Here is a 23130-nt window from a genome sequence, read left to right as displayed (position 1 = left end):
TGTGCCGCCGGTGAGCTGCTGTCGGACGTCTTCGGCCTACCGCCAGGCCAGGGACGTGCCCGCCGCCCCCTGAGCCGCCGCTGCGACGGCCCCGCACCGGGCCTCACTCCTGCGGGGCGGCCGCCGCCTCGAGAGCGGACAGCACCGGGTGGAGCAGCGGGTGGGCCTCGGCGCCGCGGCGCACCGCCGCGAAGACCCGGCGAGTGGGTGCCGTCTCGTCGACCGGGCGGACCACCACGCCCGTGAGGTCCATGTCACGCAGCGCCGAGCGGGGGACGAGCGCCACTCCCGCCGCTGCCGAGGCGAGGGCGACCACAGCGCGGAAGTCGTCGGAGGAGTGCTCCAGGCGCGGCTCGAAGCCGGCGTACTCGCAGGCCAACACCACCACGTCGTGGCAGGGGTTGCCGGGGTAGGGGCCGATCCAGGTGTCCTCGGCGAGGTCGGCCACCGCCACGCGCGGTGCGCCGGCGAGCCGATGGCCGAAGGGGAGCACGGCATCGAACGGCTCGGCATAGAGGGGAACCCGGGTCAGCCGCGGGTCGTCCTCGCCCGGGGCGCCCCGGTACTCGACGGCCACCGCCACATCCACCTGCCGGTCGAGGACCATCAGCAGGCTGGCGTCGCCCTCGGCGTCCCGGACGCGGACCCGAATGCCGGGCGAGGACGCGGCCAGCGCCGTGATCGCGGGTGAGACGACGAGCGCAATACCGGTCGCGAAGGCCGCGACGGTCACCGTGCCTGCCTCACCCGCGCCGTACGCGGCCAGCTCCGACTCGGCCCGTTCCAACTGGGCCAGTACGGTGTTGGCGTGGGTGAGCAGGATCTCGCCGGCGGCGGTCAGCCGTACACCGCGGGTGCTGCGCTCCACCAGGCGGTGGCCGGTCTCCTGTTCCAGGGCGGCCAGTTGCTGGGAGACCGCCGAAGGCGTGAGGTGGAGCGCGGCGGCCGCGGCAGTGACGGTGCGGTGATCCGCCACCGCGCGCAGGATGTGCAGCCGCCGCGCTTCGATCATGGCCTCAGTCTCGCATGACGGCCCTCGCATCGATGAACGCGTCCACCGCGCGGTTGACGTCCCCGGTGGAGTGCGCCGCCGACAGCTGTACGCGGATCCGGGCCTGGCCCTGCGGGACCACCGGGTAGGAGAAACCGATGACGTACACGCCGCGCTCCAGCAGCAGTTCTGCCATGCGCGCCGCCTCCGCCGCATCACCGATCATCACCGGCGCGATGGCGTGGTCGCCGGGAAGCACGGCGAAGCCCTCCTCGGTCATCCGGGAGCGGAACAGCGCGGTGTTGGCGTTGAGGCGCTCGCGCAGGTCTCCCGCCGACTCCAGCAGGTCGAGCACCTTCAGCGAGGCGGCCGCGATCACCGGGGCGAGCGAATTGGAAAAGAGATAGGGGCGCGAGCGCTGGCGCAGCAGGGCGACGATTTCGGCGCGGGCGGCGACGTAGCCGCCGGAGGCGCCGCCGAGGGCCTTGCCGAGGGTGCCGGTGATGATGTCGACGCGGTCCATCACGCCGTGCAGTTCGGGGGTGCCGCGGCCGCCGGGGCCGACGAAGCCGACGGCATGCGAGTCGTCGACCATCACCATGGCGCCATGGCGGTCGGCCAGGTCGCAGATCTCGCGCAGCGGGGCGAGGTAGCCATCCATGGAGAAGACTCCGTCGGTGACGATGAGCTTGCGGCCGGCCCCTTCCGCCTCCTTCAGCTGCCGCTCCAGGTCCGCCATGTCGCGGTTGGCGTACCGGAAGCGGCGGGCCTTGGAGAGCCGGATGCCGTCGATGATGGAGGCGTGGTTGAGGGCGTCGGAGATGACCGCGTCGTCCGGGCCGAGCAGCGTCTCGAAGACGCCTCCGTTGGCGTCGAAGCAGGAGGAGTAGAGGATGGTGTCCTCCTGGCCGAGGAAGCCGGAGATCCGCCGCTCCAGTTCCTTGTGGACCTCCTGCGTACCGCAGATGAAGCGGACCGAGGCGAGCCCGTAGCCCCAGCGGTCGAGCGCGTCGTGGGCGGCGGCGACGACCTCGGGGTGGTCGGCGAGGCCCAGGTAGTTGTTGGCGCAGAAGTTGAGGACCTCGCCGGGACGGCCGCCCGCGGTGACCGCGACGGTGGCGGACTGCGGGGTGCCGATCACACGCTCGGGCTTGTGCAGTCCCGCGGCGCGGATCTCATCGAGGGTGCTGCGCAGCTCGTCACGTAGGGAGTCGAACATGAGGGGCGTCTCCAAAAGCGGGGGAGGGGCGGGCGGGTGCGGGGCTCAGCAGGTCCAGTCGAGGATGACCTTGCCGCCGAGGCCGCTCGCGGCGTCCTCGAAGGCGGCCTCGAAGTCCCGGTACGGGTACCGGCCGGTGATCACCGGAGCGAGGTCGAGACCACCCTCCAGCAGCACGGACATCGCATACCAGGTCTCGAACATCTCCCGGCCGTAGATGCCCTTGACCGTGATCATCGAGGTGACGATCCGGGCCCAGTCGACGGGGAACTCCTGAGTGGGCAGGCCGAGCATCGCGATCCGGCCGCCGTGCGTCATATTGGCGATCATGTCGCGCATCGCCTCGGGCCGACCGGACATCTCCAGGCCGACATCGAAGCCCTCGCGCAGGCCCATCCGGCGCTGGCCCTCCGCGATCGAGGTCTCGGCGACGTTGAGGGTGAGGCTGACACCCACCTTCCGGGCCAGCTCAAGACGCGCCTCACTGACATCGGTGATCACCACATGGCGGGCGCCGGCGTGCCGTGCGACGGCCGCGGCCATGATCCCGATCGGTCCGGCGCCGGTGATCAGCACGTCCTCGCCGACCAGCGGAAAGGACAGCGCGGTGTGCACGGCGTTGCCGAACGGGTCGAAGACGGCGGCGACATCGAGGTCGACGGGCACCCGGTGCACCCACACATTGGTGGCGGGCAGCGCCACATACTCGGCGAACGCGCCGTCCCGGCCGACGCCGAGGCCGACCGTGGCGCGACAGAGGTGACGGCGGCCGGCCAGGCAGTTGCGGCACTTCCCGCACACCAGATGGCCCTCGCCGCTGACCAGGTCGCCTTCCTTGATGTCGGCGACGTCGCGGCCGGTCTGCGCGACCTCACCGACGAACTCGTGACCGACGGTCAGCGGGGTGGTGATGGCTTGCCGAGCCCAGCCGTCCCACGCCCGGATGTGGAGGTCCGTCCCACAGATGCCGGTGCGCAGCACCTTGATCAGGACGTCTCCCGGGCCGATGGCCGGTTCCGGAATATCGGTGAGCCACAGACCGGGCTCCGCCTTCTGCTTGACCAATGCCTTCAACGTAAGGCTCCCGCGCATCAGAGTGCTGTGACGTCCCGGGAGCCCCTGGCTTCCCGTCTCGGAGTAGGAAGCCTTCCCTACGCCGGCCGCCTGGTCCATCGAGGATTTCTTAAGCGCGGCCACAGCTGCCCTTCACGCCCTGTGGGAGCGCGTTCAGGAGCCGAGTGCGGCGAGCAATTCGTCGCGACTGCTGACGCCGGTCTTGCGGAATATCGCCTTCACGTGGGTGTTGACGGTGTGCAGCGACACGTTCAGGCCGCGCGCGATCTGTTTGGGTGCCGCACCGGAGTGCAGACGCTCGACGATTTGGCGTTCGCGGTCGGTGAGGCCGTGCCAGGCCGAGTACGTAGGCAGCAGCAGGTCTCCGGTGGCTTCCTGGAGGATCACGGCGATATCGCCGTTGCCGTCCGCGTCGAGGGGCTGGGCGTGCACGGCTACCCGGCGGCCGAGGAACGCGGTGGGGCTGCAGGCGACCGGGCGTGGAGCACTCGGGTCCATCAGGTGGCGACGCGCGGCGAGGGTGATCTCACGCATTGACACGCTCGGCATCCAATGCGGCGCCCGGCCCCGGGCGGGATCGATCTCCCGCAGCCATGCCTGCGCTTCTGGAGTGAGGGAACGCACCTCGTGGTCGGCACCGACGATGACGACCCCGGCCGGCAGGTACGGCCGGCCGTGGTCGTCATCGCCGGCGGCATATCGCCGCAACAAGGTGACCAGCGGTGAGGCGATACAGGCAAGCCGATCGGCGTCATCGGGGCCGAATGCTCTGCCGCCCTCCTCCCGCAGCAGAGCCAGAAGACCCCATAAGCCCCGGCCGTCACGCAGCAGTAACCGCAGCTCGGACCCGGCACCGTGTGCCGTCAAGGTCTCCAGGGCGCGTCGCTGCCCTGGCAAGGAGCGGTTGTCACCACCGATCAGCCCTACAAGGTCGGGCAGCCGGGCGATGTCGACCGGACTGAAGGAGTCCGCACCCAGATAGGACTCAAGCAACTGTTCCCGGACAAGATCGGGGCTGAACTCGTGCAGGAATCCGAACGAGACCGTCCCGGTGGCCGGGTTCATCCCGAACAGGCGCAGCCCGTCATGCGCCACCCAGGGACCGACCGCCCGCGAGACGAGCTCGGCCAATTCGTCCCGGACGAACCGTTCCCCCGTCGCCGCCTCCAGGCAACGGGCCACCAGGGATGCATCTCCGCGCAACAGCGTCCTCACCCCTGTCCGCCATCTTCTGGAAACAATCATTTATGGGCGCGGCCGGCGCCGACGAGGGTTCGCTCTCCTGGAAAGTCCCCGGATTCCGAGGATGTCGAGGGCACCGGCAAGCGGAAAGGGCCGGTTCACTGAGCGGACCACGGTGACCTGTTACCAGCCCGCGTCGGCCTCTGCAGCGCGGAGGGGCAGAAGAGAAGGCCGGCCCGTCTTCCGCCGCCCATACCACAACCATGGCCGACTTCCACCCCGCCAACTTTGGGGATTTCCGGAGGATTCGCGGCCGGGCCACAGTCAGGTATCCGTGCAGAGGAGGAGATCATGCGCAGATCGAGGAGACCCAAGCTCGTACTCGCGTTGTTCGGGGTCCTGCTGGCCATGTTCGGGGTTCAGCTGGGCGGCTCGGCAGCGGCGGTCGATCATCGGCCCCTTCCGGAGAGATCCGCGCAGGGGCGCCCCACCGAAGTGGCGAGGTATCACGACGCGAGCGGCCGCATCACCGTGGCGGTCTTCAGTGAACTCGCCCAGCCGGCACAGGAGATCTGGACCGATCACCGGGTCCAGGTCACCGACCCCTCGATGATCGCGGTCGGCGGGGGCGCGACGGGAGCGGAGTACCCCTACGGCGCGTACCTGACCGCTTCCTATCCGAGCAACGACCTCTCGTCGTGGATTGTGTCCTCGAAGGACCACAACGGCAGCCGCCAGGCGCACGAGCTCAACGGCTACGCGATCGGCCTGAAGATAGAGGGTGTGGACAGGGAGCAGTTGCGCGCCTGGGTCAACTCGTGCAGCAGTTCCCGGCCCAGCGGTGCTCCGGCACATTACCCCCAGGCCAGCGCCAGTATCAATTCCGACCGGTGCGTGATGATCGGTGGCGGGTTCAAGGTGGATTGGACGGGGAAGGGCAACATCGCCACCGCCTCGTACCCCGCCATGGCGTCGTCCTCTTCCTCCGGTTCCACCTGGACGGTGCGTTCAAAGGATCACATGGTCGATGATTTCGCCAGGATCACCAGCTATGTGATGGGTATTCCGAAGTCGCTGCCGGTCGGCACCGTGCTCTCCCACGCCTTCTCCGGGTCGGGCGCCGCGGCACAACACCCCACCGCCACGGCGCAGGTGGACGACGGGTGGTCGCTGACCGGTATCGGTGCGCGGGTCTTCTACCACGCCGATGGCAACTTGCTGTGGAATCTGCAGCCGGTCGTCAACGACACCCAGCAGTATGTGACCGCCTCTTCCAAGGACCACGACACACCTGATGCGGCATCGATCGTGGCCTGGGCGATCGCCATCAGGCTCGTATGAGGTGACGAGCGCGCGGTATCACGTGGCGGGAGACTGCCGCGTGATACCGCCATCCGCGAAAGCATGCCCATGCGCGCACCGACGGGCGTCGCCGTACAGTGCCGCCGCCTCCGCCGCCACCCGGGCCAGGTCCTCGCGGATCTCGTCCGGGGCGATGGCCTCCACGTCCCGGCCGTACCCCAGCAGCGCTCGTGCCGCGCTGGGCGCGGGGAACGCGAACTCGACGGTCGCCGGGTCACCTCCGGTCGGCGGCCCCGCAGCCGCAGCAGCATGTCGAGGCGGGAACGGCGCACCCGTGCCGTCACGAGGACGTCCGTCGGCCGCTGTTCGACCTCGCGGCGCAGCACCGCCCACACGTCCGCCAGTTCGACGCTTGCCCGGCGGTGCACGGCCGCTCCGCTGACGGTCACGGAGGCGACTCGGTCCGCGCGGAAGAGCCGCGGCCGACCGCGCCGGTACGACCCGCTCCGGAGGGTGCGGACGCGTACGGCCGGCTGGCGGCCTGGCTGGGCCGCGCGGTGTGACCCCGGGGGCCTCCGGTACCGACTCCACCGGGCCCCGGCCGGGCGGTCACCCGTCAGCCGAGTAACCGCCAGGTGATGAGGGCGAGTCTGGCCCGTATCAGCCCGGTGGGCTCGGTGAGTTCGATGCCCAGGGTCTTCCCGATCTGGTCGAGCCGGCGCGAGACGCTGCTGTGATGCAGGTGGAGCAGGTCCGCGGCCCGGCGCAGCGAGCCGGCGGCGCAATAGGCGTCCAGCGTCTCCAGATCCTCCGGGCTTTCGGCCAGCCGGGCGATCGCGGTCACGTCGGCGTTCTCCCGCGCGGCGCCCTCGGGCACCTGCGCGAGCAGCGCCAACGCCCCCAGACCGGCATAGTGGACGACCGGTTGGCGCGGGGTGCTGAAGCGGAGCGCGGTGCGGGCCTCCCACCAGGACCGGCCGGGGTCTCCGGCGGCGCCGATGCCTGCACGTACACCTGCCGGAATCCGGTCCGCGTCCACCGTGGTGGCCAGGATGACGCCCACGTCGGCGAGCGGCGCCGCCTTCACCGGGCGCGCCGGGCAGACCAGGCCGCCGACCCGGTCGAGCGGAAGCCGCGACCGTACGGCGACGACGCGGACCGGCAGATCCGCGGCGAAACCCAGGAGCCGTAGCGCCCGGGCCCTGGCCGCCTCGTCGCCGTCGGTACTGATCACCAGTTCGACGAGGGCGGGGTCGGCCATGGTGGTACGGGCCGGCCCATACCTCTCGACGACCGCCGCGACGGCGATGGCGAGCCGGTCGAGGAGCACTTCGTCGAGCGGGTTGGGCGAGCCGGGGCGTTCCAGCCACACCGTGCCGATCTCCTCCTCGTCGAGCGCGATCGGCGCCGTGGGGGACGCGAGGTGCGGCGGGACGGATGCTTCCCTGCCGTCGGGCGAGAAGCGGATCGCCCGCCCCGTGCCGTGGAGCCGGATCCCGGCCACGCACTCGGCCAGGCCCGCCGACGCCCGGGCGAGCGCCGGAAGGTCCACCCGCCGGCGCATCAGGGTGTCGTAGAACGCGATGATGCGGATCGCGCCGTCGACGTACGGATCGAGTCCCGACAGGCGCAGGGCCAGTGCCTCCATGGCAGAAGGATAGGCGCCGATCGGCGCGAGATCCGGGCTGGATGCCCGACGGTCGGCGGGCGAACTCCGGGGGTGGCGACTGTGAGGATGGTCGCATGGATCCCGAACTCGAGGCATTCATCGCCTTGTTCCCCCCGGCCGACCTGGCCGACCCGCTCACCGAGCGCAAGAACTTCGCCAAACTGGCCGCCGCGGTACCGGCACCGGACATCACCAAACTGGAGATGGAGGACCGCACCGTGCCCGCCGACCCGGAGGTGGCGGTGCGGATCTACCGCCCGCACCGGGCACAGGGCGCCATCGTCTGGCTGCACGGCGGCGGATTCGTCATGGGCAACCTGGACACCGAACACCCGTGGGCCGCCCGGCTCGCCGACGGCTCCGGCGCGGTGGTGATCTCGGTGAACTACCGCCTGGCTCCTGAGAACCCGTTCCCGGCCGCACTGGACGACGTCTACGCCGTACTGACCTGGACGGCCGAGCGCGCACTCGAGCTCGGCATCGACCCGGGACGGATCGCGGTCGGCGGCCACAGCGCCGGCGGGGGGCTCGCGGCCGCACTGGCGCTGCGGGCGCGTGACCAGCAGGGGCCGCCGATCCGCTTCCAACTCCTCAACCAGCCCGGGCTCGACGACCGGCAGACGGCGTGGTCGGCGCAGCAGTTCACCAACACGCCCTGGATGAACCGCGACAAGGTCACCCAACTATGGCGGCACTACCTGGGCTTCACGCCCGCCTCGCCGTACGCCGCCCCGGCGCGGGCCACCGATCTGGCCGGCCTGCCACCCGCCTACGTGGCCACCGCGGAGTTCTGCCCCAACCGCGACGAGGACATCGACTACGCGGTGCGCCTGCTGCAGGCGGGCGTACCGGTCGAGCTGCACCAGTGGCCGGGCACGTTCCACGGGTCGCAGGCGATCCTGTCCGCCGAGGTGTCCCAGCGGCAACTCGCCGAACTCGGCGCAGTTTTGCGCCGCGCCCTGGCCGAGTGACGCGGCCGCGGCCGGCCGGACCGGCCACCCTCCATGCCACAGCCCATCAGATGAAAGATCACCGCAGGAAGGACGTCTCGGCATGACTGTCACCCCGATCGATCTCTTCGAGTCCTTTGTCCGCTTTCACCAAGACGGCCAGGCGCAGGCCGAACAGCCGGTGTTCGACGCCGGGCGGGACGGCTGGCAGTTGATGACCTTCCATGTGGAGACCAACGCCGACGTTCACGCCGACTATTGGGAAGTCCACCCCGACGCGGAAGAAGTCGTGTCCTGCCTCACCGGCGGGATACGCCTCTACTTCCGTCCGGAGCAGCCGGGAGAAGACGAGGAGGAGATCAAGCTGGCGGCCGGCACCGCGGTCATCGTGCCGCGCGGGCGATGGCACCGCATCGAGCTGGATGTCCCCAGCGACATCATGGCCGTCGTCATGGCGCAGGGCAGCCGTCTCGAGGAACGGACCGCAGCCTAGGCGCCGTTGGCGCCGCGAACGAACCGCCGCATCAGCCGGACCGGGTTCGACCAGGACCACGATGCCCGAGGCGTGTCCGATGGGTCATGCACGGCTCATGCACGGCTCATCGGACCGAACCCGGTCCTGGTCCGGGCCGGCGCCGCAGGGCCTCGGTTTCGCGGCTCAGCGGCGGTCCCCGGGAACGGTCAGCTGTGCCACCCTGGCGGTCGTCAGCTCGGTCGCAAGGACACTGCGCTGCAACGGCAGCAGACGATGCGCCTTGCAACGCTGCGTCGGCAGTGCCGCGTACCCCTCCCCGACGACCTGCTTCCAGGACGAGTCGAACCGCACCCGGACCACGAGGTCCTGCGCTGTGCCGGAGACGATCGACGATCCCAGCAGCCACAGACCGGGCCCGCGCCCGGTGCCCGGCGGATCGAAGGCCAGGTGCAGCAGCCCCGCCGAACGCCCCTGCGGACTGCGCAGCCGGTGCCAGTCGATCCGCCCGCTCTCGTCGATCCGGCCGAATGTGCCGGTTCCCGCCTCCGCCGTGCCGAGCAGCACCACCCAGATGCCACCAGGCCCGCTGATCAGCCCCACCGGTGTCCTGCCTCGCTCGGCCGGGACCGGGATCTGCGACGTACGCCCGCTTCGCGGGTCGATCCGCAGCAACGAGCTCGCGCTGTCCTGGCTGACGTAGAAGTCCCCGCTGACCGGGTGCCGGCCGGCGAAAATGGGCTGGGACCTCGCCTCGAAGAGCCGGTGGCGGGCCGGACGCTCAGGGTCCAGGGCCAGCACCTGGTTGCTCTCCTTCAACGTCACCCACAGCACGTCGCCGTACTCATGGACGTAGTGCGGCCCTCGGCCGCCGCCGGGAATGCCGATCTCCCGCTCCACGCGTGGCGCGGCATCGAGCGCATCCGCCCCCGGATCCACCAGAAGCAACCGGTTCCCGCCCTCGTGCGTGGCCCAGATCCTCCCGGGATGCCGCGCCGAGACCGCCAGCCCGTGCAACAGCGCGCCCGACGGCCCGAGAGGAAACGCCTTGATGCCCGTCACCCGCTCGGTACGCGGGTCAAGCCGCAGCTTCACCAGACGGCTGTCGGACATCTGGGACACCAACGCCATCGGCCTGCCCGGCATTTTGACGATCTCATGCGTCTCTTCGGCGAACGGCAGCTCGTACTCCACCACCGACCACCGACCCGGCACCCCCTTGCTCCCCGGACCGGCCGCCGCTCCCTCCGGCGGCCCGGCCAGCGCCCCGGCCACGGTCAGGCCGCCCAGGGCGAGCAGCCGACTGTGAAATGTGCGGCGGTCCACATCTCCCCCTGGTGCGCGCAGCCTCTCATCGACGGATCCATGGAAGCGGTATGTCCCGACAGTCAGTTGACGGTCGCGCTGGATTCATCCGTGTGGGTGACGGGTTGGGAGCTGCTGATCGGAGTCCAGGACGCGGGTAGTTGCCGGTCGCTACCGCCCGGCCCTCTCGGGGAGCGCCGCCTCCTCGGGGCTGGCCATGTCCAGCAGCAGCATCGCGTCGTGGTCCGGGGTGCCGGGCGGCGCCTGGTAGGTGACGAGGCGCTGGCCGTCCGTGCGGTAGATCGCCATCACCTCGAAGGTGAGGCACATCGAGCCGACCTCCGGGTGCCGGAAGTGCTTCTGGCCGCCGCTGCGCGCGTGCACGTCGTACCGCTCCCACAGCCGGGCGAACTCCGGGCTCTTCACCACGAGTTCACCGACGAGCTGGGCCAGCTCCGGCATGTCCGGGTCGGCGCCCGCCATCGCGCGCAGGTGGGCCGCGCTGTGCGCTGCCACCTTCTCCCAGTCGTGGTACAGCCTGCGGCCCATGGGGTGCAGGAACATATAGCGGGTGATGTTGCGGCGCTCCCGCGGCCAGTCCGTGATGCCGGGGAACAGGCGCAGGCCGGGCCGGTTGGCGGCCAGCAGGTCGTTGGTGCGGCTGACCACATACGCCGGCGCGGGGCGCAGCGTCTCCAGCAGGATGCGGACCGACTCCCGCACCGCACGCGCCGGGCCCGGGCACGGCGCCGACGCCTGGCCCGCGGCGAGCGCCACCAGCTCGTGCAGCCGGCGCAACGCGTCGGCGGAGAGCTGGAGCACCTCGCCGAGGGCGGCGACGACGGCGGGCGAGGGCCGGGTCTCGCGGCCGCGTTCCAATCGCGTGTAGTAGTCGACGCTGACCCCGGCCAGCGTCGCCAGCTCCTCGCGGCGCAGTCCCGGGGTGCGGCGGATGCCGGTGCCGACGGGCAGGCCCACGTCCTGCGGGCGGACCTGCCCGCGGCGGGCGCGGAGAAAGCGGCCCAGTTCCGTACCTTCACTCATCCGGCCATTGTCGCAAAGGGCCGTCCGGCCAGGGAGGCCGTACCAGGGCCAGGCACCGCGCTCCCCCGCACGGCCCGGTCTGCCGGGGCCCGCACCCGCCGAGCAGGCTGTCTTCCGTATCCGACGGGGACGGCACAGTGAGGAGCAGTGCAACGATGAGCGCGACGCAGTCCGCGGCAGGCACGGGAGTCGGGGCGAGGGCAGGCACCCGGGGCGAGCCGGGGCGGCCGGGCTCCGCCGTCGCGGCGCTGACCGCCGCCGTCCTCGGCTTCTTCATGATCACAGTCGACGTCTCCGGGCTCAATGTGGCGCTGCCCGCCCTGCGGGGAGAACTCGGCGGCTCGATGTCCGGGCTCCAGTGGGTCGTCGACAGCTACACCCTGATGTTCGCGGCGCTGATGCTCTCCGCCGGTGCGCTCTCGGACGCAGTGGGCGCGCGGCGCGCCTACGCCTGGGGGCTCGGTGTCTTCACCCTCGCCTCGCTGGCCTGCGGGGCGGCTCCGACGCTCGGGGCGCTGACGGCGGCGCGCGTGGTGCAGGGAAGCGCGGCGGCGGTGATGATGCCCGCCTCGCTGGCGCTGATCCGGCAGGCGTTCCCCGACTCGGGCGGGCGGGCGCGGGCCGTCGCCCTGTGGACGGTCGGCGGCGCGGTGGCCATCGCCGCGGGGCCCGTCCTGGGCGGGCTGCTCACCACGGTGTGGAGCTGGCGCGCCGTGTTCTTCCTCAACGCGCCTGCCGGGCTCGTCGGTTTTATGGCCCTGCTGCGGGCGGCGCGCTCCCCGCGCCACCCGGTCGCGTTCGACCTGCCGGGGCAGCTGACGGCGGTACTGGCGCTGGCCTCGCTGACCTTCGCCGTGATCGAGGGCGGGCACAACGGGTTCACCGGCACCGTACTGGCCGCGGCCGGGGCCGCGGTGTTGTCCGGGGCCGGTTTCGTGGCCGTCGAGGCACGGCGGCGCACGCCGATGCTGCCGCTGGAGCTGTTCCGGCGGCGCGGGGTCACCGTGCCGGTCCTCGCGGGTTTCGCCCTCAACGCCGCCTTCTACGGCGGGGTGTTCGTGCTGAGCCTGTTCTTCCAGGAGCAGCGGGGGCAGTCGGCGCTCTCCGCCGGGCTGATGTTTGTGCCGATGGCGGCGATCACTGCCGGCGTCAACTACCTCTCGCCGCGCGCGGTTTCCCGCTTCGGCCCGCGGACGGTGGTCGTCGTGGGGCTGCTGATCGGCGCGCTGGGCTGCGGCGGGCTGCTCGCCGTCGACACCGGCACGCTCGCGTGGGTGACCGCCCTGCTGATGGTTCCGCTGGGCGTCGGCGGCTCCCTCGCCGTGCCGGCGCTGACCTCCCTGGTGCTCGACAGTGTCGCCGCCGAGCGGGCCGGCACGGCGGCGGCGCTGCTCAACACCGGCCGTCAGACGGGCGGAGCGCTCAGCGTCGCCGTCTTCGGCGCGCTCCTCGCCGGGGACTTCGCGGCGGGGATGCGGGAGAGCCTGCTGCTCGCCGCCTGCCTGCTGGCGGCCGCGGCGCTGGGCGCGGGGGCACTGCTGCCGCGACGCTGAGGACAGCGGCGCCGGCCACCGTGTTTGCTGCTGGTGGGCCGTGGCGTCGCGGACCGGGCCCGGCCGGCTGTGCAGCGGCCGTCCGGGCCATTCGCGAGCGCGCGAATGCCGGGGTTACAGTTCTGCGATGAGCGAGACCGACAGCCCCGGTGACGCCATGCTCCTGGCGCAGTTGGAGAGTGCCGCCGAGCGGGCCGGGGGATGGGCCCGGCTGCTGGCGGTGGCGCAGGAGTTCGCGGACCTGCCACATGCCGAGGACGACTTCGGCTGGAGACGGCTGGAACGGCGGGCCGACGGTGAAGTGGTGGGTGGCTATCCGGTCTACGGGACGCGGGTGGAGCAGGCCCGCCGGGCACTGGTCGAGATCGGGGCGATCACACCGGCGTACCCGTGGATGCAGCAGCCGCTGCCTGCGATGCCGACGGGTGCCGCGGGGCTTTCCCCCGCCGACGGGGTGCGCCTGGCGACGGCCATCGTTCGGGGGGAGCGGCTGTGCGACGGCACGATCGGGCAGGCGGTGGAGCAAGGTGTCCTGCAGGCGGTGCTGGCCTCGCTGGCCACGTGGTACCAGGAACGGCCGGGTACCTGAGGACTGTACGGCCCTGAGCACTGTCCGGCGGTTCTCGTGCGGCCGGCGTGAGTGCTAGGAATTGCATATGGCCAAAGAATCCTCGCACGCGGCTCATGGGCCGGGCGTACCCCGGGTCGTCGTGATCGTGGACGAGAACTCGAACCCCTTCGAGCTCGGCTGTGCGACCGAGATCTTCGGCCTGCGCAGGCCCGAGCTCGGCCGTGATCTCTACGACTTCAGGCTCTGCTCACCCGAGCCCCACACCCTGATGCGGGACGGATTCTTCACGCTCACGGGAGTCGCCGGTCTGGAAGCGGCCGACGCGGCGGACACCTTGATCGTCCCCAACCGTCCCGACGTCGAGGTGCCCCGCCGCCGGGCCGTGCTCGATGCGATCCGGCGGGCGCACGCGCGCGGTGCCCGCCTGGTCGGCTTCTGCAGCGGCGCCTTCACCCTGGCCGAGGCCGGAGTCCTGGACGGGCGGCGGGCCACCGCGCACTGGCAGTGGGCGGACTCCTTCCGGGCCCGCTTCCCCGCTGTCCGACTCGAATCGGACGTGCTGTTCGTCGATGACGGCGACATCCTCACCGCCGCGGGGAGCGCGGCCGCGCTCGACCTCGGGCTGCATGTGGTGCGCCGCGACTACGGTGCGGAGATCGCCAACTCGGTGAGCCGGCGGCTGGTTTTCGCGGCACACCGGGACGGTGGGCAGCGGCAGTTCGTGGAGCGCCCCATGCCCGACCCGCCGGACGAGTCGCTGGCTCCTGTCCTGACCTGGGCCCAGGAGCGGTTGGACGCACCGCTCACGGTGTCCGACCTGGCGGCGCGCGCGGCGGTCAGCCCGGCGACGCTGCATCGCCGCTTCCAGGCACAGCTGGGCACGACGCCGTTGGCGTGGCTCACGGGGGAACGACTTGCCCTGGCCTGCCGGTTGATCGAGCGAGGTGAGTCCCGCTTCGAAGTCGTCGCGCAGCGCAGCGGGCTCGGCACCGGCGCCAATCTGCGTGCGTTGATGCGTCGGGAGACGGGCATCACTCCGTCGGCGTACCGGCGTCGCTTCGGGCCCGGGACGGGCTGACGGCAAGGCGTCCTCTGCCGGCGAACCACCGGAACGTGCGCGGCTGGAATGTGACCGGTGACATAGTAATGTGAAATTGCACAGCCAAGGTGCCGGCAACTCCGTTACTCGCCTGTGTCCAAGGGAGGGGCTCCATGAATGAGTCAACGACCGCAAAACTGCGCACAGTCAGCCACGATCTGCCCGTTTCACTCGAACTTGAGCGCTCCATGGTCAGTGGCTGGGCGGCCACCCCACTGCCCCAGGACATCCGGCTGTCCGTCGCCGACCTGGCCCTCGGCCGCCGCACCCGGCTGTCGGCCCGCTTCCCGGGCGAGCGACTGATCGTCCCGGCCGGGGAGTTGCGGGTCCGCTCCAACGACTGCGACCACCGCTTCCGTCCACACAGCGCCTACACCTGGCTGACCGGTCTGGCCGGTGAGGAGCAGGCGGGGCATGTCCTGGTCCTGGAGCCGGACGGGCCCTGTGGTCATCAGGCGGTGCTCCATGTCCGTCCGCGCTCACCGCGCTCGGGCGGGGAGTTCTACCGGGACCGCCGCTATGGCGAGTTCTGGGTGGGCCGCCGCCCCGACCTCGCGGAGGCGGAGCGGATGACCGGAATCCGGTGCGTGCACCTGGACTCGTACGACCGGCTCCCGCCGGGCCGCAATGCGGCCCAGGACCCCGAACTGGCCACCGCGCTGAGCGAATTGCGGCTGGTCAAGGATGCCTGGGAGGTCGGCCAGCTCCAGCTCGCGGTGGACCATACGGCAAGCGGCTTCGAGGATGTCGTACGGGCCCTGCCGCGGGCCCTCGCCCATCCGCGCGGCGAGCGCTGGATCGAGGGCGTCTTTGGCCTGCGGGCCCGCGCCGAGGGCAATGGCACCGGCTACGAGACCATCGCGGCCTCCGGTGCACACGCCTGCGTACTGCACTGGATACGCAATGACGGGCCGCTGGACGCCCGGGAGTTGCTGCTGCTGGACGCGGGCGTGGAGACCGACAGCCTCTACACCGCCGACATCACCCGCACCCTGCCGCTCTCCGGGCGCTTCTCGCCGGTGCAGCGGCAGGTCTATGAACTGGTGCTGGCCGCCCAGGAGGCGGGCATCGCCGCACTGAAGCCGGGCGCCGGCTTCCGCGACTTCCACCGGGCCTGCATGCGGGTGATCGCCGAGGGGCTCGTCGAGTGGGGCGTGCTGAAGAGCGCGGAGGGTGACCTCCACCGCCGCTACACCCTGTGCAGCAGCGGGCACATGCTCGGCCTGGACGTCCATGACTGCGCCCGGGCGCGGGCCGCGGCGTATCCGGACGGGGTGCTGGAGGAGGGGCAGGTGCTGACCGTGGAGCCGGGGCTCTACCTCCAGGGCGACGACGAGACCCTGCCGCCCGAACTGCGCGGCATCGGGGTGCGCATCGAGGACGACCTGGTGATCACCGCGGAAGGGGCCCGGCTGATGTCCGGGGCGCTGCCGCGCACCCCGGACGCGATCGAGGAGTGGATGGGTTCCCTGATGGAACGGTGAAGCTCTTGGCAGCATCCAGTGCAATGTGAAATGTTACTGAGGTGTCCACGAGCAACTCGCCGGATGTCATCGTCATCGGGGCGGGCGTGGTCGGCGCGGCCTGCGCCTACTACGCCGCCCTGGCCGGCCTCTCCGTCACCGTGATCGACCGCGGCCCCGTCGCCGGCGGCACCACGGGCGCCGGTGAGGGAAACCTCCTGGTCTCCGACAAGGAGCCCGGCCCCGAACTCGAACTCGCCCTGCTGTCCACCGGATTGTGGCGGGAGCTGGCCGAACTGCTCCCGCCACAGATCGAGTACGAGCCCAAGGGCGGCCTGGTCGTCGCCTCCGGCGAGCCCGGAATGCGTGCCCTGCGCGCCCTCGCGGCAGGACAGCAGAAGGCGGGCGTCACCGCCGAGGAGATCCCGGCGGACCGGCTGCACGACCTTGAGCCCCACCTGACCCCCGGCCTGGCCGGTGCCTTCCACTATCCACAGGACGCCCAGGTGATGCCCGCGCTGGCAGCGGCACATCTGCTGCGCGTGGGCGGCGGCCGGGTGCGTCTGAGACTGGGGGAGGAGGTCACCGGCGTGATCACCGGAGCGGGCGGGGAGGTGCGCGGGGTACGGACGGCGGCCGGTGCGATCCATGCGCCGTGTGTCGTCAACGCCGGCGGTACCTGGGGCGGTGAACTCGCCCGGCTGGCGGGTGTGGAGCTGCCCCTGCTGCCCCGCCGGGGCTTTGTCCTGGTCACCGAACCGCTGCCGCGAGTGGTGCGGCACAAGGTGTACGCCGCGGACTATGTGGCCGATGTGGCCAGCGATTCGGCCGCCTTGCAGACCTCGGCGGTGGTCGAGGGCACTCCGGCCGGGCCGGTGCTGATCGGCGCCAGCCGGGAACGGGTCGGCTTCGACCGGACCTTGTCGACCCAGGCCCTGGGCCGCCTCGCGGCCCAGGCCACGGCGCTCTTCCCGGTCCTGGCACGGGTTCGTGCGATGCGCGGCTACGCCGGGTTCCGCCCCTACCTCCCGGACCACCTGCCCGCGATCGGCCCCGACCCCCGCGCCCCCGGACTGCTGCACGCCGCCGGGCACGAAGGCGCCGGAATCGGCCTCGCCCCGGCCACCGGGCTGCTGATCGCCCGCTGCCTGACCGGCGGTGAACCACCTCTGGACATCGGACCGTTCAACCCCGGACGCTTCACCCTCCGAGCTCCCTGAGTCACCTGAGCCACCTGAGACCGCCGAGCACCCTGAGAGGAGGCCCGCTGTGGCCCGTACCCCCACCGAACTGGTCGGGGCGCAGCCCGAGCCGTCGTTCGAGATCACCCTGGACGGCCGCCCGGTCACCGCCCGGCCAGGCCAGTCCATCGCCGCCGCCCTCTGGGGCGCGGGGATCCTCGCCTGGCGCACCACCCGCATCGGCGGCCGCCCGCGGGGCGCCTTCTGTGGCATCGGCCAGTGCTACGACTGCCTGGCCACCGTCAACGGCGAGCCCAACCGCAGGGCCTGCCTGCTGCCCGCCCGTCCCGGCGATGCCATCACCACCCAGGAGGGACACGGCCATGCGCTATGACCTGGCGGTGATCGGCGCGGGCCCCGCCGGTCTGGCGGGCGCGGTCGTGGCGGCCGAACTCGGCCTCCGGGTCGCCCTGCTGGACGGCTCCGCCCAGCCCGGCGGCCAGTTCTACCGGCACCCGGCACCCGAGGCGGGGGCCAGGCGGCCCGAGGCCCTGCACCACGACTGGTCCGCCTTCACCGCCCTGCGCGCCCGCCTGGCGGCGAGCGACATCACTCGGCTCACCGGACATCATGTATGGACCGTGGCCAAGGGCGATGACGATCTTTGGACGGTGCATGCCACCACCGGCGCCGACGGCGACGCGGAGCCGGTGCGCCTGCGCACGCGGACGGTGCTGCTCGCGACCGGCGCCTACGAGCGCCAACTGCCCTTTCCCGGCTGGACCTTGCCCGGAGTGGTGGCCGCGGGCGGGGCACAGGCGATGCTCAAGTCCCAGCTGGTGCTGCCCGGAAGACGGATCGTGGTGGCGGGCAGCGGGCCGCTGCTGCCGGCGGTGGCCGCCTCGCTGGCCGCCGCCGGTGCCGAGGTCCCGGCCGTGGTGGAAGCTTCCGGATATCTGCGGTACGCCCGTCACCCCCGGCCACTCGCCACCAACCCGCGCAAACTGGCCGAGGCGGTGGTCCATGGCTCCGCACTGCTCCGGCACCGGGTGCGGCTGTGCACCCATAGCGCGGTCACCGAGGCGCACGGCGGCGACCGGGTGGAGGCCGTCACCGTCACCCGCCTCGACCGCGACTGGCGGCCCATCCGGGGGTCGGGCCGGGTGATCGAGTGCGATGCGCTGGCCGTGAGCCATGGCCTGGTCCCGCAGATCGAGCTGGCCACCACCCTGGGCTGCGCTACCCGCCCGCTGCCCGACGGCACCACGGCCCTGGTCCTGGACGGACTCCAGGAGACCTCGGCCCGCGGACTGTGGGCGGCGGGCGAGACCGGTGGCATCGGAGGTGCCCAACTGGCCCGTACCGAGGGCGAGCTGGCCGGGATCGCGGCCGCCGCCCGGGTGCGGGGCCGCCCCGGACGGCCCGGCCGGGTAGCGGAGTTGCGCCGCCGCCGGGACCGGATGCGGGCCTTCGCCGAGGTCATGGTGGCCGCCCACACACCGGGCCCCGGCTGGTCCCGGTGGCTCACCGAGGACACCGAGGTGTGCCGCTGCGAGGAGGTGACCGCGGGCCGTATCCATAGCGCGGTCGACGAGCTCGGGGCGCGTGACGCCCGTACCGTCAAGCTGTTCACCAGGGCCGGGATGGGCTGGTGCCAGGGGCGGATGTGCGGCGCCGCGGTGGCCTGTCTCGCCGCGGGTGGCGGTGCCGTGCAACCGGCCGCGGAACGCCGCCCGTTCGCCCTGCCCGTTCCCCTCTCGGCGCTCAGCTCGCTCAAGCCTGACACAACCACGAAAGGCTCACCCGCATGACCGCCACCACCTGGAACACCACCCACCCCTGGCGCGGCATCATGGTCGCCACCGCGCTCCCGCTGCGCGATGACCTGTCCGTCGACTACGACGCCTACGCCGAGCACGTCCGCTGGCTGATCGACAACGGCTGTGACGGAGTGGTGCCCAACGGCTCCCTGGGGGAGTACCAGACCCTCACCGACGAGGAGCGCGCCCGGGTCGTCCGGACCGCCGTCGAGGCGGCGGGCGACGGAGCCAGGGTGATGCCCGGGGTCGCCGCCTATGGCAGCGCCGAGGCCCGCCGCTGGGCCGAGCAGGCCGGCGAGGCCGGCTGTGGCTCCGTCCTGCTCCTCCCCCCGAACGCCTTCCGCGCCGACGAGCGGGCCGTATGCGCCCACTACGCCGAGGCCGCCCGGGCCGGTGTGCCGGTGGTCGCCTACAACAACCCCATCGACACCAAGGTCGATCTGAGCCCCGCACTGCTGGCCCGGCTGCACCGGGACGGCAGCATCATCGCGGTGAAGGAGTTCAGCGGCGACGTACGACGCGCCTATGAGACGGCCGAACTGGCGCCCGGACTCGACCTGTTGACCGGCGCCGACGACGTACTCCTGGAACTGGCCATGGCCGGTGCGGTCGGCTGGGTCGCCGGATATCCCAATGCCTTCCCGGCCAGCTGCGCCGAGCTGTACCACGCGGCCGTCGCCGGTGACCTGGAGGTGGCCCTGCCGCTCTACAAGTCGCTGCACTCGCTGCTGCGCTGGGACTCCAAGACGGAGTTCGTCCAGGCCATCAAACTCTCCATGGACATCGGGGGCCGCCGGGGCGGACCCGTCCGCCCGCCGCGCTTCCCGCTCACCGGGGAGACCGAGGCCGCGGTGCGGGCGGCCACCGAGCAGGCCATCGCCCACGGTCACCGCTAGGAGCTCGCCGGTGCGTACTCGCCATGTCTTCCACGCAGTCGACTCGCACACCGAGGGCATGCCCACCCGGGTGATCACCGGTGGCGTCGGAGTGGTCCCCGGCGCCACCATGGCCGAGCGCAGGCTGCACTTCATCGAGCACCTCGATCATCTCCGTACCCTGCTGATGTACGAGCCACGGGGCCATGCGGCCATGAGCGGCGCCGTCCTCCAGCCGCCGACCCGCCCCGACGCCGACTACGGCGTCCTCTATATAGAGGTCTCCGGGCTGCTGCCGATGTGCGGCCATGGCACCATCGGGGTCGCCACCGTGCTGGTGGAGACGGGCATGGTGGCGGTGCGGGAGCCGGCCACCACGGTGCGGCTGGACACCCCGGCCGGGCTGGTCGCCGTCGACGTACGGGTGGAGGGCGGCGCGGCGAAATCCGTCACCTTCACCAATGTGCCCGCGTACTGCGTCGGCCTGGACCGCAAGGTCCGGGTGCCGGGCCTCGGGACGGTGACCTTTGACCTGGCCTTCGGCGGCAACTTCTATGCCTTCGTCGAACTCGGCGCGCTCGGGTTGTCGTTCGACCGGGCCCGCAAGGACGAGCTGCTGGCTGCCGGGCTCGCCATCATGGATGCGGTCAACGCCTCACCGGACCGCCCCGTCCACCCGGAGCAGCCGGAGATCGCCGGAGTCAAGCACGTCTATCTCGCGGCTCCCGGCTCCGACGCACACCACTCACGGCACGCCATGGCCATCCATCCCGGCTGGTTCGACCGCTCGCCATGCGGGACCGGCACCTCTGCCCGGATGGCCCAGCTCCACGCCCGCGGTGAACTCCCCCTCGGCCGGGACTTCGTCAACGAATCCTTCATCGGGACCCGCTTCACCGGACGACTGGTCGCCGACACGCAGGTCGGCGGACTGCCCGCGGTCGTACCGACCATCACCGGACGCGCCTGGATCACCGGCACCGCCCAGTACTTCCTCGACCCGGACGACCCCTTTCCCGGAGGTTTCCTGCTATGACCGTCATCTCGCGCAATCCGGCGGATCCATCCGATGTCCTGGTGCGGATCCCGGCGCCCGGCGCCGGTGCCGCCGGGGACGCCGCCGCACGGGCGCGGGCGGCCCAGCCCGAGTGGCTGACGACGGGCGCGGCCAACCGCTCGGCGGCGCTCGGCGCGATCGCCACCGCCGTCGAGGCCGCCGCGGAGGAACTGGCCGCGCTGGCCGTACGCGAGGTGGGCAAGCCGCTCACCGAGGCACGGGCCGAAGTCGCCCGTACTGCCGCGATCTGGCGCTACTACGCCCAGGCACCCTATGAACCCACCGGCGCCGTCCACGAGCCGGCGGCCGGGCCGGGGCTGCTGTTCACCCGGCGCCGCCCCCATGGCGTCGCCGGGCTCGTCACCCCGTGGAACTTCCCCCTCGCCATCCCGGCCTGGAAGGCGGCACCGGCGCTTGCGGTCGGCAACGCGGTCGTCCTCAAGCCCGCCCCCGAGGCCACGGCCTGCGCCCAACGACTCGCCGCCCTGGCCCAACAGGCATTGCCGGACGGGGTGTTCACTGTGCTCCCCGGCGGCGCGGTCGAAGGCGAGGCCCTGGTCTCCGCCGCCGATGTGGTCTCCTTCACCGGCTCCACCGCCGCCGGCAACGCGGTGGTACGCACCGCCACGGCCCGAGGCATCCCGGCCCAGGCCGAAATGGGCGGGCTCAACGCGGCGATCGTCCTCCCCGACGCCGACATCGGCCGGGCCGCCGCCCATATCGCCGCCGCGATCGCCGGGTACGCCGGACAGAAGTGCACCGCCACCAGCCGGGTCATCGCCGTGGGTGCCGCCGTCGACCCGCTGCGCGAAGCCCTCTCGGAGGCGCTGCGGGCCGTCCCGGTGGGCGACCCGGCGGACCCGGCCACCGTCTGCGGCCCGCTCATCAGCGAACACGCCCGGGAGGAGGTCGGCGCGGCCTGGGGCGGACTCTCGGTGCTGGCCGGCGGTGGCATGCCCGCCCGTCCCGGCTGGTATGCGGCACCGACCCTGGTGGAGAAGGTGCCCCCGGGCCACCGGCTGCTGACCGAGGAGGTGTTCGGCCCGGTTGCCGCACTGCTGCCCGCCGACGACCTGGACCAGGCGGTACGGATCACCAACTCCGCCCCGTACGGCCTGGTCACCTCGGTCCACACCACGGAGCTGGACGCGGCCCTGTACGGCCTTGACCAACTCGACACCGGAATGATCCGGATCAATGCCCCGTCCACCGGCGTCGACTTCCACCTGCCGTTCGGCGGTGCCAAGGCATCCGGCCACGGTCCGCGCGAACAGGGCCGTGCGGCACTGGAGTTCTACACCGCCGGCCGCACCTACACCCTGTCACCAGCCGGAACGGCGTGACGCCAAAAAACGTGACATTGTACTCTGGTGATCCACTCCGGCTGATTCACTCCGGCATGAAGGGATCACCATCGCCATGGGGCACCTGACGCAGCGCGACCTCAACGCCACCCGGGAGAGGCTGCGCGACCAGGTCGCCCATGCCCTGAGGGCCGCGTTGATCTCCGGTGAGCTGCGACCCGGCGAGGTGTACTCGGCGCCGGTGCTGGCCGAGGACTTCGGGATCTCGGCCACGCCGGTGCGCGAGGCAATGCTCGACCTGGCCCGTGAAGGGCTGGTCGAGCCCGTCCGCAACAAGGGCTTCCGGGTCACCGAGGTCAACGAAAGCGACCTCGACCAGTACACCGAGATCCGCGCCCTGATCGAGATCCCCACCGTCGGCCGGGTGACCCGCACCGCCACCCACGAGGACCTGGAAACCCTCCGCCCGGTCGCCGAGAAGATCGTCGAAGCGGCGCGTGAACACGACCTCATCGGCTATCTGGAATCCGACCGCCAGTTCCACCTCTCCCTGCTGGCACTCTCCGGAAACGAACGCCTGGTGGAGACAGTCGGCGACCTGCGCAAGCGCTCCCGCCTCTATGGACTCACCGCGCTCGACCAGCGCGGCGAACTGATCCCGTCCGCCGAGGAACACCTGGAACTCCTCGATCTGATGCTGGCGGGCGACGCCAAGGGCGCGGAGAAATGCACGGCCCGGCACCTGGGCCATGTCCGCTCCCTCTGGGCCAGGAGCGAGGCGGCCGGCCAGGACTCGATGGCGAAAGGGAATCCATGATTCCCTCCCGCCCCGCCGGTGGCCACTGACCGCGGCCGCCGTCCACGCCACCGGACTTACCGCCCAGTGCCCGGAAGAACTCCCGGATGCCGTCGATAAGCAGGTCCGGCGCGCCGTGGGCGGCCCAGTGGCCGGGTATGTTGGCCGGGGCGACCGCGGTGCGGCCATGGCGGAGGGGGCCT

22 protein-coding genes are annotated in these 23130 nt (G+C 71.7%); 14 read left to right on the top strand and 8 right to left on the bottom strand.

Annotated features, from left to right (window positions below; genetic code table 11):
- Positions 1-103: 103 nt before the first annotated feature.
- The 4 genes from ABCR83_RS15325 to ABCR83_RS15310 form a co-directional block, all read right to left on the bottom strand.
- A complete protein-coding gene (locus ABCR83_RS15325) occupies positions 104-1012 on the bottom strand; it encodes a LysR family transcriptional regulator (protein ID WP_462695546.1) in 909 nt (302 codons plus the stop codon).
- Between the two features lie 4 nt (positions 1013-1016).
- The gene (locus ABCR83_RS15320; protein WP_462695545.1) at positions 1017-2210 is read right to left on the bottom strand and encodes a glycine C-acetyltransferase; all 1194 of its coding nucleotides are present in this window, start codon (positions 2208-2210) and stop codon (positions 1017-1019) included.
- A gap of 45 nt (positions 2211-2255) precedes the next feature.
- Positions 2256-3284 (bottom strand): L-threonine 3-dehydrogenase, encoded by a 1029-nt coding sequence (gene tdh / locus ABCR83_RS15315; protein WP_462695544.1) that lies wholly within the window; start codon positions 3282-3284, stop codon positions 2256-2258.
- A 153-nt stretch (positions 3285-3437) separates the two neighbouring features.
- Positions 3438-4487 (bottom strand): helix-turn-helix transcriptional regulator, encoded by a 1050-nt coding sequence (locus tag ABCR83_RS15310; RefSeq protein WP_462695543.1) that lies wholly within the window; start codon positions 4485-4487, stop codon positions 3438-3440.
- A 366-nt stretch (positions 4488-4853) separates the two neighbouring features.
- On the opposite strand from ABCR83_RS15310, the gene ABCR83_RS15305 reads away from it, so the two are divergent.
- Positions 4854-5807, top strand: coding sequence for a hypothetical protein (locus tag ABCR83_RS15305; protein WP_462695542.1), 954 nt, complete (start codon positions 4854-4856; stop codon positions 5805-5807).
- A gap of 18 nt (positions 5808-5825) precedes the next feature.
- Here ABCR83_RS15305 and ABCR83_RS15300 read toward each other — a convergent pair whose 3' ends face one another.
- Both ABCR83_RS15300 and ABCR83_RS15295 read right to left on the bottom strand, forming a co-directional pair.
- Positions 5826-6161 carry a WCX domain-containing protein gene (locus ABCR83_RS15300; RefSeq protein WP_462695541.1) on the bottom strand — a complete coding sequence of 112 codons (336 nt, stop codon included), beginning with the start codon at positions 6159-6161 and terminating at the stop codon, positions 5826-5828.
- 223 nt (positions 6162-6384) lie between these two features.
- Positions 6385-7416, bottom strand: coding sequence for a helix-turn-helix domain-containing protein (locus tag ABCR83_RS15295; RefSeq protein WP_462695540.1), 1032 nt, complete (start codon positions 7414-7416; stop codon positions 6385-6387).
- A 95-nt stretch (positions 7417-7511) separates the two neighbouring features.
- Between ABCR83_RS15295 and ABCR83_RS15290 the strand changes: the two genes are divergently transcribed.
- A complete protein-coding gene (locus ABCR83_RS15290; protein ID WP_462695539.1) occupies positions 7512-8408 on the top strand; it encodes an alpha/beta hydrolase in 897 nt (298 codons plus the stop codon).
- 82 nt (positions 8409-8490) lie between these two features.
- Positions 8491-8880 carry a cupin domain-containing protein gene (locus tag ABCR83_RS15285; protein WP_462695538.1) on the top strand — a complete coding sequence of 130 codons (390 nt, stop codon included), beginning with the start codon at positions 8491-8493 and terminating at the stop codon, positions 8878-8880.
- Positions 8881-9045: 165 nt separating this feature from the next.
- Here the strand turns inward: ABCR83_RS15285 and ABCR83_RS15280 are convergent, their stop codons facing one another.
- Together ABCR83_RS15280 and ABCR83_RS15275 are read right to left on the bottom strand one after the other, a co-directional pair.
- Positions 9046-10185, bottom strand: a complete 1140-nt coding sequence (locus tag ABCR83_RS15280) for an NHL repeat-containing protein (protein WP_462695537.1) — start codon at positions 10183-10185, stop codon at positions 9046-9048.
- A 150-nt stretch (positions 10186-10335) separates the two neighbouring features.
- Positions 10336-11208 (bottom strand): helix-turn-helix transcriptional regulator, encoded by an 873-nt coding sequence (locus ABCR83_RS15275; RefSeq protein ID WP_462695536.1) that lies wholly within the window; start codon positions 11206-11208, stop codon positions 10336-10338.
- A gap of 155 nt (positions 11209-11363) precedes the next feature.
- Between ABCR83_RS15275 and ABCR83_RS15270 the strand changes: the two genes are divergently transcribed.
- From ABCR83_RS15270 to ABCR83_RS15220, 11 genes are all read left to right on the top strand, one after another.
- Complete coding sequence (locus ABCR83_RS15270; protein ID WP_462695535.1) at positions 11364-12761, top strand: MFS transporter; 1398 nt, start codon at positions 11364-11366, stop codon at positions 12759-12761.
- A gap of 127 nt (positions 12762-12888) precedes the next feature.
- Complete coding sequence (locus ABCR83_RS15265) at positions 12889-13350, top strand: DUF6508 domain-containing protein (protein WP_462695534.1); 462 nt, start codon at positions 12889-12891, stop codon at positions 13348-13350.
- A gap of 67 nt (positions 13351-13417) precedes the next feature.
- Positions 13418-14410, top strand: a complete 993-nt coding sequence (locus ABCR83_RS15260; RefSeq protein ID WP_462695533.1) for a helix-turn-helix domain-containing protein — start codon at positions 13418-13420, stop codon at positions 14408-14410.
- A 134-nt stretch (positions 14411-14544) separates the two neighbouring features.
- On the top strand, positions 14545-15915 hold the full coding sequence (locus ABCR83_RS15255; RefSeq protein WP_462695532.1) for an aminopeptidase P family protein: 1371 nt from the start codon (positions 14545-14547) through the stop codon (positions 15913-15915).
- A 41-nt stretch (positions 15916-15956) separates the two neighbouring features.
- The gene (locus ABCR83_RS15250; RefSeq protein WP_462695531.1) at positions 15957-17114 is read left to right on the top strand and encodes an NAD(P)/FAD-dependent oxidoreductase; all 1158 of its coding nucleotides are present in this window, start codon (positions 15957-15959) and stop codon (positions 17112-17114) included.
- 49 nt (positions 17115-17163) lie between these two features.
- On the top strand, positions 17164-17469 hold the full coding sequence (locus tag ABCR83_RS15245; RefSeq protein WP_462695530.1) for a (2Fe-2S)-binding protein: 306 nt from the start codon (positions 17164-17166) through the stop codon (positions 17467-17469).
- Positions 17459-18886 carry an FAD-dependent oxidoreductase gene (locus tag ABCR83_RS15240; protein WP_462695529.1) on the top strand — a complete coding sequence of 476 codons (1428 nt, stop codon included), beginning with the start codon at positions 17459-17461 and terminating at the stop codon, positions 18884-18886. Before ABCR83_RS15245 ends, ABCR83_RS15240 begins: the two co-directional genes overlap by 11 nt.
- Positions 18883-19791, top strand: coding sequence for a dihydrodipicolinate synthase family protein (locus ABCR83_RS15235; protein WP_462695528.1), 909 nt, complete (start codon positions 18883-18885; stop codon positions 19789-19791). The genes ABCR83_RS15240 and ABCR83_RS15235 overlap by 4 nt, the downstream gene beginning before the upstream one ends.
- Positions 19792-19801: 10 nt before the next feature.
- A complete protein-coding gene (locus ABCR83_RS15230) occupies positions 19802-20806 on the top strand; it encodes a proline racemase family protein (protein ID WP_462695526.1) in 1005 nt (334 codons plus the stop codon).
- Positions 20803-22170, top strand: a complete 1368-nt coding sequence (locus ABCR83_RS15225) for an aldehyde dehydrogenase family protein (protein ID WP_462695525.1) — start codon at positions 20803-20805, stop codon at positions 22168-22170. Before ABCR83_RS15230 ends, ABCR83_RS15225 begins: the two co-directional genes overlap by 4 nt.
- A gap of 76 nt (positions 22171-22246) precedes the next feature.
- On the top strand, positions 22247-22948 hold the full coding sequence (locus ABCR83_RS15220) for a GntR family transcriptional regulator (protein WP_462695524.1): 702 nt from the start codon (positions 22247-22249) through the stop codon (positions 22946-22948).
- Positions 22949-23130: the final 182 nt, after the last annotated feature.

The organism is Streptomyces xingningensis (genome assembly GCF_054957865.1).
Note: the sequence above shows the minus strand (reverse complement) of the source record. Positions and strands in the feature narration are given on the sequence as shown.